We start from the raw sequence: 12,000 nt of genomic DNA on the forward strand, positions 1-12,000 counted from the left end.
CTCTTGTCGGATAACCATCACATACTAACCGCACGGGACATCACCAAAAAATTCGGTGGTATTACGGCGTTGGACCATGTTACCATCGATGTCCATAAGGGCAAGGTCAATGTTGTTGTCGGGGAGAACGGGGCGGGTAAATCGACCCTGATGAAAATTCTGTCGGGGGTTTATCCTGAATATGGGGGCGATCTGTTCGTGAATGGCGAAAAGGTGAATTTTTCCAACCCGAAAGAGGCTATGCAAAAAGGAATAGCCATCATCCATCAAGAGTTGAACCTTGTCCCCTATTTGAGTGTTGCGGCAAATATTTTTTTGGGTCGTGAAATCGTGAATGCCATGGGGATGCTCGATTTCAAGAAAATGAACGGCCTGACCCGATCCCTCTTGCAACGCTTGGATTGCGACATATCGCCTACGACCCTGGTATCGGATTTAAGGGTAGGGCAACAGCAGCAGGTAGAAATAGCAAAGGCCCTTTTGGAAGAGGCGAAAGTCGTGATCATGGACGAGCCCACCTCGGCCATTACCGACAGTGAGGTGGAGAACTTATTCAAGGTCATTGCCACGCTTAAAAAACAGGGGGTTTCCATTTTGTACATATCACATAAGCTCGACGAACTCTTTAAAATCGCCGATCGCTTTATCGGTTTGAGGGACGGTAAAATGGTAGGGACGATTGAAGATGCGGACCGGGCGACAAAAGACGATCTTATCAGGCTGATGGTCGGTAGGGACCTTAAAAACCTATATGTAAAGGAAGAGTCGCCTATCGGTGAGGAAGTACTAAGGGTCGAGGGCATATCATTGCCAAAGGACCGGACCAAATCGGGGTTTTTGGTGAAAGATGTAAGTTTCTCCGTTCGAAAGGGAGAGGTGCTGGGTATTTTCGGCTTGATGGGAGCCGGGCGCACGGAACTTTTGGAAACCCTGTTCGGTTTGCACCCAAAACTGATGACGGGAAAAATTTATATTGATGGCGAAGAGGTGAAGATAAAATCGGTTATGGATGCCGTTAATCTGGGTATGGGGCTAGTGCCTGAAGACCGAAAGGAAGATGGCCTGGTGCTGCAAATGCAGGTCAGTAAGAACATCAGTATGGCCAGTATCGATCAGACCGTTAAAAATGGGTTCTTGAACGATCGGTTGGAAAGCAAGTTGGCCAAGAGTTACATGGCCGACCTTAAAATAAAGGCATCTTCCGAAAAACAGCGATCAGGGAACCTAAGTGGGGGCAACCAGCAAAAAGTAGTGCTCTCGAAATGGCTCGCTACAACCCCCAGGATACTGTTCTTGGACGAACCTACCCGCGGTATCGATGTGAACGCAAAAAATGAAATTTACCATTTGATCAACGATTTGGCGAAAAAGGGCCTCGGTGTGTTGGTGGTCTCTTCCGAATTGCCTGAGATCATGGCCATATCGGATAGGATCTTGGTGATGGGGGAATCTAGGATCACCGGTGTATTTAATCAAAAAGAGGCCAGTGAAGATGCAATAATGAATGCTGCCATCTCGTAGCTAACCAAATAATCAAGGCAAGACCATATAAACCAAAGATGTCGATAAAGAATACATTGTTGAAATTTCAGTCCATAATAGCCTTGCTTGTCATGTGCATTGTGTTGACGATCATGTCGGATAAGTTTTTGACCCCTGAAAACGGGTGGAACATCATGCGCCAAATATCGGTCAATGTCTGTATTTCCGTGGGGATGACCTTGGTAATACTGACCCGAGGAATAGACCTGTCGGTGGGTTCCATATTGGCATTTAGCGGTGCCGTGGCGGCTGGACTGCTGAAGTACGGCGTAGCGATGCCCTCGCTGAATATCTACGTGGGCTTTACGGTTCTTGGCGCCCTTCTCGCCGGGCTGGCGGTAGGCGGGGGGTTGGGACTGTTCAATGGATGGATGATTACCCGTTTTAAGGTACCGCCCTTTGTGGCTACCCTTGCCATGTTGACCATTGCCCGTGGAGCCACCATGCTATGGACCGGGGGCTTCCCCATTACGGGACTGGGGGAAGATTTTGCCTTTATCGGTACGGGGTGGTTTTTGGGTATTCCCATGCCCGTTTGGATTACGGCGATCGTCGTTGCCATAGCCGTTGTGGTAACCAAAAAGACCAAGTTCGGGCGGTATGTCTATGCCATCGGGGGCAACGAAAGTGCCGCTCGATTGTCGGGCCTGAACATCTCGAAAATAAAGGTTTGGGTCTATGCATTGGCGGGTATTCTTGCGGCCGTAGGCGGTATAATCCTTACCTCCCGTCTCGATTCTGCCCAACCCAATGCCGGCTTTAGTTATGAGCTCGATTCCATTGCCGCGGTGGTCATCGGCGGAACGTCTTTGTCCGGTGGGCGGGGTTCCATTATGGGAACGGTTCAAGGCGCATTGATAATAGGGGTCTTGAACAGTGGCTTGGTGCTGCTGAACGTGTCGCCCTTCTGGCAGCAGATCATTAAAGGTTTTGTAATTCTGGTCGCGGTAATCATGGATCGGGTCAATCACCCCAACGAAGACTAAAACGACAAAGGTTTCAAAAAACGGTAAGTACCAATGGCAAAGATAACGTCCAACTCCTATATTTTATCCATAGATCAGGGTACCAGCGGTACCAAGGCCATTTTGTTCCATACTTCAGGACGGCTGGTTGCCAAGGCAACGGAACCGTTGAAATCGTATTATCCGAAACCGGGTTTTGTAGAGCAAGACCCGGATGAAATCTATAATTCGGTCATTGGGGCCGTAAAAAAATGTTGCGATGTTTTTAAGGGCAAAAACCAGGGAGAGATGCCGAATATTGTTTCCTGCGGCATTTCGAACCAAAGGGAAACCTTTGTAATCTGGGATAAAAACGGCAATCCACTGCGCAATGCCGTCGTTTGGCAATGCAAGCGTTCCGTGGCCATCTGTGAAGAATTGGATCGTGAAGGCCTAGAGGAAAGCATTAACAAAAAGACGGGCCTTACAATAGATCCGTATTTCTCGGCTACCAAAGTAATATGGCTGTACAGAAACGAGGATCGGATCAAGAGGGCCATAGACCGTGGCGAAGCCTTTTTCGGAACGATCGATTCGTGGCTCTTGTTCAAATTAACCAAGGGCGAAAAATATCTAACGGACCATACCAATGCCTCGAGAACCTTACTCTACAATATCTTTGACTTGAAATGGGATGCCGGTTTAATCGGGGACTTTGGGGTAAGTGGACTTAGGCTGCCCGAAGTGTTGCCTTCCGCATCACATTACGGGGAGTCCGATTTTGATGGGGTTTTTGAACGAGCCGTTCCGATTACGGGAATGATCGGAGATTCCCATGCCGCTTTCTTTGGGGAAGGATGTTTCGAAACGGGTATGGCCAAGGCTACCCTGGGTACGGGTTCTTCCATTTTATGGAATGCCGAACAGGTCGGGGCAGAAAATAAAAGTGGAGTGCTGACCACGGTAGCTTATAGTTTGGACGCAAAGGTTAATTATGCCTTTGAAGGGGTTATCGTCAGTTGTGGATCTACTTTGGAATGGCTGAGGAGTCAACTTGGTGTTTTTTCCTCCAATGAGGAAATTGAGACGATGGCGACGTCGCTCACCGATAACGAAGGGGTATACCTTGTTCCGGCTTTTAGCGGTATGGGGGCGCCCTATTGGGAAAAAGGCTGGAAGGGCTCGATACATGGCTTGACTTTCGGGACGACCAAAAACCACTTGGTAAGGGCTGCCTTGGAGTCGATCGCTTTTCAAATTAAGGACGTGATCCAGGCCATAGAGCTTGAAACGGGACACCATTTGAAGGAATTGAATGTAGATGGCGGAATCACCGCCAATCGTTTCCTCATGCAGTTTATGGCCGATCTGCTACAAAAACCCGTAATCAATATTGGTATCTCGGACGTATCTGCCTTGGGTGCCGCATTTGTATCCGGAATGGGGGCGGGTATATGGAAGAAAACCGACGAGCTCCCCAGATTTGAAGAAGGTACCAACCTGCATTATTTTCCCCAAGAAAATCGATCTGCCCATCGGGCTTATGCCTATTGGCAGTTTCTATTGCAGTCGAAAAACTGCTAGTTTCACCTAAATGTGAGCGGCTAGGGCCTAGGGTGGTTCCCATATGGGGTATTTGTTGAACTCCTAAGCTAATGGCCCTTGGTTTTTCAATAGGACGAAATAGTACATTTTTGGGCCCTTGCCATTCGCATTGCTAATTTTCCTGTATTTTTATATAAGCAGATCAGGGATTTTGCCAAGGTTTGTGAAGTACATTTTACGTTTGACCCTCTGGACAATATAGGCGTCGGGAGGTATTTAAAAGAAGGTTTCATAAGGGAAGGATCTTGGCACAGGTATACTGGGTTTAAGATACGGGGGTTGTAGGTATGTACCCCGATAATGATCAAAATCTAGCGGCCGGTATCGACTCGATCTCGCCGTAGATCGTGTAAGCGTCATAACGCTATAAAGTAAGAAAACAAACAAAGAACCGAATTGGACCATCGTGAATCGCAGGACATTTTTAACGGCTTCGGGTTTGGTCGGACTCGCATTTTCATTTCCCAATTCTATTTTCGCAATGACCAAGGAACCACAAAAGCTCTTTTTTAAAGACGACGGTAAAATACCCAATAACAAATTACCCCTGATCCTTTATAAAAATGCCTTTTCCGAACGCGGAAGCAGTGGGGCCTCATGGTTGGAAGATCGTTTCTTGCGGAATAATTGGAGCAACTCATGGCGTAACGGTATCTATTCGTTTCACCATTACCACAGTACTTCACACGAAGTGCTGGGGGTTTATTCGGGCAAGGCGCTGGTACACCTCGGTGGCGAAAGCGGGGAAAAGGTCGAGATAGAAGCAGGTGATATCGTTATCATCCCTGCCGGCGTCGGCCACAAAAACTTGGGGAGTGAGAACCTTGGGGTAGTCGGGGCCTACCCCGACGGACGGTCTTGGGACCTGAACAAAGGCCTTCCCGGGGAAAGGCCCAAGGCCGATACGAATATTGCCGCTTTGCCCATTCCGGATGCGGACCCCTTGCTCGGCGCCGACGATGGGCTCAGAACGATTTGGATGTAAGCAGCCGGCCACCGAAATAAAGACACTCTATCGGTGGCAATTTAATACTTGTTACCGTTGATCGTGGTGTCTTCGAAGTTGATGGGTTCTGAATTTTCGACCAACATCGGGGTAGCCGCCCCTTTGATGTGTACGTTTTTAAGGGTAACGTTTTTTACCGGATTTTCTTCCCTTCCTTGTATCAAGATACCATATTTTCCACCGTTTTCGACTTCGATGTCTTCCAGGTATATGTTTTTAATGGAGGGTATGTGTTCGCCTTCCTGATTGTCATAGATACCGTAATAGGTGTTGATTTTGAGTACGGCTTCCTTAACTTGGCCGACCTGTATGTTCTTTACGTACACATTTTCAACAAAGCCGCCTCTTAGGGTGTTGGTCTTGATCCGTATGGCCCGATCCAGCTCCGGACTGTCCATTCTGCAATTTCGGACAAAAACATTGCGCACCCCGGCCGAAATCTCACTGCCCATGACCACGCCGCCATGCCCGTCTTTCATTTCACAATCTTCTACAACGATATTCTCACTGGGTATGTTGACCCTTCGGCCTTCATCGTTTCTTCCCGATTTTATGGCAATGCAATCATCACCTGTATCAAAAACACAATTCTTAATGTGTACGTTTTTGGAGTATTCGGGGTCGCAACCGTCATTATTGGGCCCATGGCTGCTCACGGTAACGCCGTCTACGGTTACATTGGTTGATTTAATGGGATGCATTACCCAAAAAGGGGCATTGGTAAAGGTTACGCCCTGGGCCAGCACATTTTCGCAGCCAAAAGGCTGGAAGAAGGCCGGACGTAACTGATGGCCCGCACCAAAAATACGTTCGGTATAGGGTACGGCATTTTCATTCATCTTGCGAAGGCGGGGCAGGTTGTGGTCATCGCGTTGCTGGGGCTCCCCTTCGATATGGCCGTATCTTTCAGCTCCGCACCAAGGCCACCAATTGGTTTTGTCGGCCTGTCCGTTAAAGGTGCCTTTACCCGTAATGGCAATGTTTTTTTGCTTGTAGGCATAGATCAAAGGCGAATAGTTCATGAGTTCCACCCCCTCGTATGAAGTATGTACCACGGGCAGGTAGTCGGCCTTGTTTTTGGAAAACAAGACCTCCGCTCCCTCTTCGAGGTGAAGGTTAACGTTGCTTTTTAGATGTATGGGCCCCGTAAGAAACTTACCCGCGGGAATTAAAACCGTTCCGCCACCGGCTTGGTGACAGCTTTCAATGGCCCTTTTAATGGCTTCGGAATTGTTGGTCTCACCGTCGCTTATCGCCCCGTATTCGATGATGTCGAATACCTTATCGGGAAAGGTGGGCACAACAATGGAATTTATTATGGCGTCTGCCTCATCAAAAACGGAAACTGTTTTTTCCTTACACGAGTTCAATAGGATGCCAAAAAGGGACAGGATCAAAAATAAACGGGTAAAAGAGGTGTTTTTGTAAGTCATTTTATTGAGTTGAGTAATCGATTGCACTAATGTAAGAAAGTTTAGGTTTACCTCATAATCCTAGATGAAAAATTTGGGAGAGGGGACATCGGTCAATGACAAGGCCGATTTTTTTGGTTGCCTTGGGTTCAACATAGGGCAAATACAGGTGCAACCCGTTCTTTTTCCTTATATTGGTATGATGGATTGGGCGAAAAACGGGTTTTTGACCTCGGCGCTACCTCTATCGAACATCCTTTAAAACCCTTATGATGAAAACAACTATTTCCAGCTTTATTGTCCTGTTTGCCATTTGTTCCAACGCCCAGCTCGATCCGATTAGGGAGGGGATTTATAAGTGGAACGATTTTCCGGTAAAAAAGAGTGAACTAAAGGAAGGCCGGAGTATCCTGGAAGGAACATCCCCCCATTTTGAGTATATCGAAATGCACGCCACTACACAAAAACCGGGCGCCACACCAGGGCCGGCCCATGCCAATAAGGATATTGAGGAGTGCCTCATAGTCAGAGAGGGCACCATGAAGGTGACCATTGAAGGGGAAAGTAGGATCCTTGGACCCGAAGGGGTTATTTTGCTCATGCCGCAACAAATGCACTCCGTTGAAAATGTGGGGGATACCGACCTTACCTATTATGTGTTGCGGTATAGGGCCCGAAAGGCCATGGATATTGAACGAGGTAGGAATGCCGGAGGTTCGTTGATGATCAATGCCGACTCGCTTACCTTTAAGCCTAGTGCCAGGGGCGGGGGAGTGCCTTATTTCGACCGGCCGACGGCGATGTGCGAACGTTTTGAAATGCACATTACCCAGCTGGACAAAAAAGGACCGAGCCATAAACCCCATAAGCACATTGAAACCGAGATCATCTTGATGCTTGCAGGTAAGACCAAGATGACTATTGACGGCAAGGTATATCAAGCCGGTCCGGGCGATTTTTATTTGGCCAAGTCGGGATCAATGCACGGCATTGAAAATGCGGGCGACGAACCTTGCCGGTATTTCGCCTTTAAGTGGAACTGAGACAACTACTCTTTTCTTAGTTCAAAGGGGGATGCGGGAAGCCCTTCCTTAGAGAACAGATTGGCCTTTGCCGGATTATCGGACCAGGCGTACCGAACGGCAACGGGTTTTTTTAGCTTATCGTTTTCTACCCTTATATTTTTTCCCCTTATTTCCGCACGGGCCCTATAGAAGGTCTTGCCGTCGGACGAAAGCTCAAAGGTCTTCAAATAATCGCCATGGTTGATCTTTAATCCCGAACCTACATGGTCAAAGGCTATGCTTACATGGTCGGTACGGAATTTGGCTTTTTTTGGAATGGGGCTCAACCGGGCATCGGTCTCGTTGTAGGCCAGACGGTAGGCCAGTTGTGCCAATCTTTTGCCTACATCCGCTTTGTTTAGCGGGTGGATATCGTTCCACTCCCCAAGGTCGGTTATAACCGCCATACCCGTATTGCGAACTTTTAGGGTGTTTAGTTGGGCCTGCCTGAGTTGGGCCCATGCACTTTCTACAGGTACATTCGTTTCTTCCATAAAGTTGGCCAATTGTACGTAGAGAAACGGAAAATCGCCGATATTCCATTGGCTCCGCCAATTTTGGATCAATGCGGGAAAGGTTTGAAAATAGCGTTCGGGTTGGTTCGTGTTCGACTCGCCTTGGTACCAGATTACGCCCTTGATCTTATAATTGAGTAGGGGCGATATCATTCGATTGTATAGCCCTCCAGGTTTCCAACGGATAAAAGTGGGACCCTCTAAGGGAGGCATAGCCGCACCTAATTTGTATTTCCATGGGCCTTTTAGGTCAATCGTGTCGGTGCCTACCGAAATAAAATAGGGTTTGTCGAGAATAAAGCCACCTTTGCCCTGTTGGTTGATGAGGCGGATGGTAATGGTATTATCGCCTTTTTTTAAGAGGCTGTCGTTTACGGTGTATTTTCGGGGAGGATATTGATATCCGGTAGTGCCCACAAAGGTGCCATTGACGTATACGTGGTCTTGGTCGACCATTCTCCCGAGCCAAAGTTTGGCCTCTTTGCCCACCCAAGCTTCAGGAACGACAAAATGTTTTCTGAACCAAACCACTCCGTTTACATTGCCCAGTGGGCTATCGGCCCAAAAACGGGGTATGTTCATTGCATCCCAGGTTGAATCATCCAAGTCCATGGAGAACCATTTGCTTTTTGGGGTCAGCCCTTCGTCTTCTTCCTCTAATTTTTTAAACCATTCTTGTTGGCGTTTTTGGTCTTTCTTTTCGATTTCGGCAACAAATCCCTCGTCCTTAAAACGTTGGAGCTCTTCGTAGGCTTCCGGAAAATTTTTAAGTCCTTCTTCGCTCATCCAGGCCTCTACGGGAGAACCGCCCAAGGCGGCGTTGATCAGGCCCACGGGCACTTGGTACCTTTCGAAAATGTCTTTGGCGAAAAAATAGGCGACCCCTGAAAAGTCCAATAGGTTCCTTGGGTTGGCTTCCATCCAACTGCCCGAATCCAAATCGGTATGGGCGGTATTAAAGTCGTACTTGTCAGGCACCAAAAACTGCCTGATTTTTGAATTTTCCGAACTTTTGATGATGTCGGGATAGACATCGCGAAGCCGGCTCATGGTCAGTTCCATATTCGATTGTCCCGAACATAGCCATACCTCACCAAAAAGGATGTTGTCGACGGTAATGCGGTTCGTACCCTTGAAATCCATTTTAAAGGGGCCGCCTGCCGGTTGTGGCGGGAGAAGGAGTCGCCAATTGCCTTGGTTGTCTGCAGTGGTTGTGTACGCCTTGCCCTTAAACCGGAGTTCGACCGATTCGTTTGGCGAGGCCCATCCCCAGAGGGTTAATTCGGTATTGCGTTGTAGAACGGCCCCGTTGCCGATGAGTTTGGGCAATCGAATTTGGGCAAGGCACGGATACGTTGAAACAAAGATGAAAAGTAATGCGATATAAGGAACGGGGTTAATCTTTTTGAATGCTATCATGGTGTGAAAATGATGGTGATTATGCTTTGTTTAACGGTACGGCCGACTTTCAGGTAAATTGGCCAAGCTCTTCCCTTTTTAACCTTGGTCAGTTCCACTGGGGCCGTATGCCCGGTGCGAAGGGGAATTTTAACGATTTAAAATGTTCAAGGGTTCGGGTGGGCTTCCCGACGCCTTCGGGAAGGTCTTTTTTGGAGAAGGTCTGAAAGTAGAGCAAGCAGGCATCGCGCCACCACTTGGCTTCCTTGAGCTGTATTTGTAGTAGCATTTGCACCTCTTTGTGTCGGACTTGGTCGACATAGGGTTGCATTTGCTTCCAGGTGGCGATCATTTCCTCTACCTGGTCCACTCCCTCCTGATATTTCAGGGCCATGCCTTGCCAGAGGGTTTTACCGTTTTTGAGCCGGTAATCCCACGACAGGTGATGGAACCATAGCAAATACCTTTCAGGACAGGTGTCGGGGTCGTTCAATCGGCTGCGCAAAGGTTCTGCATATTGCTCGGTGGCATTGCTGCCGCTGGGCGTGCGGTCGAAACCTATGCCCTTGGCATCGGCATTGTGGTAATAGGTCGGGTTCCATTCGGGGCGGCTCAATTCGCTGACCCATGGCCCGGGACCGTAATGGTGCCCTGTGTCAAAAATATGATGGAGGCCCAAGGGGTTCATATAGTTGACAACGGCCTCCCTTGATTTGATCAGCATTTCCTTCATGGGGCCGATGAAGGCCTCTTGGTTGGAGAAGGTCATGCGCAACCATTCTTCGGCAATGGTTTCTGAACTGAGGTAGGGGTCCCACGCCAGGCGACCGAATCCGTACCAATTGGCCTGTGCCATGGGATGCCCGGTCCAATTCATATCGTTTCCGACATTGGAGACCCCGGCCATACCGCTGATTTTTTGGTTTTGCAATGTGCCGTCTATAATTCGGGCGACGGTAGAGCCTTCTCCTTGTTGATAAGTATCTGCATCGAGAACTTCTTCATAGAGTTTTGGAAGAAAAACGAGATGGGTGCTAAAACCCAGATATTCTTGGGTAATCTGGAATTCCATCATCAATGGGGTTTTCGGCATTGCGCCGAACATAGGGTGAAACGGCTCGCGCGGCTGAAAATCTATGGGGCCGTTTTTGGTCTGTACAAGAACATTGTCCATAAACTTACCGTCATAGGGTACAAATTCGGTATAGGCCTGTTTGGCCCTGTCGTCGGCATCGTGTTCTGAATAAACAAAGGCCCTCCAGATGACATTTCCGCCATGGGGTCGTAAAGATTCGGCAAGCATATTGGCACCATCTACATGGTTTCGACCGTAGTTTTGGGGTCCGGGCTGCCCTTCGGAGTTCGCCTTGACCAAAAAGCCTCCAAAATCCGGGATAAGGGAGTAGATTTGGTCGGCCTTGTCCGCCCACCATTGTTTTACATTCGGATCTAGGGGGTCGGCCGTTTTCAAAGTGCCGATTTCAATGGGTGCCGAAAAACGTGCGGTAAGGTATACCTTTATGCCATAGGGGCGAAAAACATCGGCCAGGGCCTTCACCTTTTCAAGGTACATGGGGGTCAGTATCAAGGCGTTGGCGTTTACGTTGGTCAAGGAAACGGCATTGATGCCTATCGAGGCATTGGCCCGGGCATAGTCGATATAACGTTGATCGATGAATTCGGGAAGTTTTTGCCAGTTCCACAGCGAAAATCCGGCATAGCCCCTTTCAATGGTCCGGTCCAGGTTGTCCCAATGATTGAGCATTCTCAGGTCTATCTTGGGGTAATCGACCAATGAGATCTTTACAAAACTTTGGTGTTGTTGCATAAGGTTTAGGAACCTGAACACTCCATAGAGAATACCAATATCGCCGTTGGCGCTTATCAACAGTATTTTCTTCTTCCTGTGCTTCACTGATTTTATGACGAATCCCTCGTCTCCTGCCCGACTTAGGTCATCGTTCACCATTTTTTGTAGCTCAGGGGGTAAAAGGTCTTTTGTGCCGATCAGTAGGGTAGGGTCGGCCCTTAATGAGGTAGCGACGGACGGAGGGGCGCCTAACATTTTTTTTAATGCCCTGTTGAGTTCCGTTCGGGCTATTTGCAATGTTTGTGAGGCTCCGGGAAGGGAAATGGTTTTTGTAATATCGGTGTATTCCTTTAAAACTGGCGATTCGCTAATCTTGGAATAGGGCAACCAAAGATTATAACCCGATGGTTCTTGCGCAAAAAGCGGAAAAAAACAGGGTAAACAAAGAATGAGTACGATTATGTGTCTTGCCATAACTGGGCTGTATTTTGGGTAGGTGGAATCAAAAGCCACTTTTAAATATATGAAATAGCCCTTAAAGCGCTTTGCAAAAGTTGCGATACGGGCTATCACCGCATGGCCAGATCGATTCGGTTTGTTCAAATATCATTCAAACCGGACGTAAGCAATAAAAAAAATGTTGCCCATACTATCACTTTTGAAGCATTGTGGAATTTGAGGGTCTTCTACATAAGGCTGGCTTT

General features: G+C 48.1%; 9 protein-coding genes. 6 read left to right on the top strand and 3 right to left on the bottom strand.

What is annotated here, in order from left to right; translation table 11 throughout:
• The first annotated feature begins 3 nt into the window (after positions 1-3).
• The 4 genes from BUB37_RS03665 (at position 4) to BUB37_RS03680 (ending at position 5,076) form a co-directional block, all read left to right on the top strand.
• Positions 4-1,521, top strand: coding sequence for a sugar ABC transporter ATP-binding protein (locus tag BUB37_RS03665; RefSeq protein WP_212635250.1), 1,518 nt, complete (start codon positions 4-6; stop codon positions 1,519-1,521).
• Positions 1,522-1,559: 38 nt separating this feature from the next.
• Entirely contained in the window at positions 1,560-2,528 is a 969-nt protein-coding gene (locus BUB37_RS03670; protein ID WP_072988649.1) for an ABC transporter permease, read from the top strand.
• Between the two features lie 33 nt (positions 2,529-2,561).
• Positions 2,562-4,070, top strand: a complete 1,509-nt coding sequence (locus BUB37_RS03675) for an FGGY family carbohydrate kinase (RefSeq protein WP_094766511.1) — start codon at positions 2,562-2,564, stop codon at positions 4,068-4,070.
• A gap of 502 nt (positions 4,071-4,572) precedes the next feature.
• The gene (locus tag BUB37_RS03680; protein WP_072988652.1) at positions 4,573-5,076 is read left to right on the top strand and encodes a cupin domain-containing protein; all 504 of its coding nucleotides are present in this window, start codon (positions 4,573-4,575) and stop codon (positions 5,074-5,076) included.
• Between the two features lie 41 nt (positions 5,077-5,117).
• On the opposite strand, the gene BUB37_RS03685 is transcribed toward BUB37_RS03680, so the two are convergent.
• Complete coding sequence (locus BUB37_RS03685; protein WP_072988655.1) at positions 5,118-6,530, bottom strand: glycoside hydrolase family 28 protein; 1,413 nt, start codon at positions 6,528-6,530, stop codon at positions 5,118-5,120.
• 64 nt (positions 6,531-6,594) lie between these two features.
• On the opposite strand from BUB37_RS03685, the gene BUB37_RS21575 reads away from it, so the two are divergent.
• Both BUB37_RS21575 and BUB37_RS03690 read left to right on the top strand, forming a co-directional pair.
• Positions 6,595-6,771, top strand: a complete 177-nt coding sequence (locus tag BUB37_RS21575; RefSeq protein WP_170863108.1) for a hypothetical protein — start codon at positions 6,595-6,597, stop codon at positions 6,769-6,771.
• A gap of 10 nt (positions 6,772-6,781) precedes the next feature.
• Entirely contained in the window at positions 6,782-7,552 is a 771-nt protein-coding gene (locus tag BUB37_RS03690) for a cupin domain-containing protein (RefSeq protein ID WP_170863109.1), read from the top strand.
• A gap of 5 nt (positions 7,553-7,557) precedes the next feature.
• Here BUB37_RS03690 and BUB37_RS03695 read toward each other — a convergent pair whose 3' ends face one another.
• Positions 7,558-9,417 carry a sialate O-acetylesterase gene (locus BUB37_RS03695; protein ID WP_244526719.1) on the bottom strand — a complete coding sequence of 620 codons (1,860 nt, stop codon included), beginning with the start codon at positions 9,415-9,417 and terminating at the stop codon, positions 7,558-7,560.
• 178 nt (positions 9,418-9,595) lie between these two features.
• Complete coding sequence (locus BUB37_RS03700; protein WP_072988661.1) at positions 9,596-11,770, bottom strand: alpha-glucuronidase family glycosyl hydrolase; 2,175 nt, start codon at positions 11,768-11,770, stop codon at positions 9,596-9,598.
• Between the last annotated feature and the right edge of the window lie 230 nt (positions 11,771-12,000).

The sequence above is a fragment of the Pseudozobellia thermophila genome (assembly GCF_900141855.1).
Lineage (GTDB): Bacteria > Bacteroidota > Bacteroidia > Flavobacteriales > Flavobacteriaceae > Pseudozobellia > Pseudozobellia thermophila.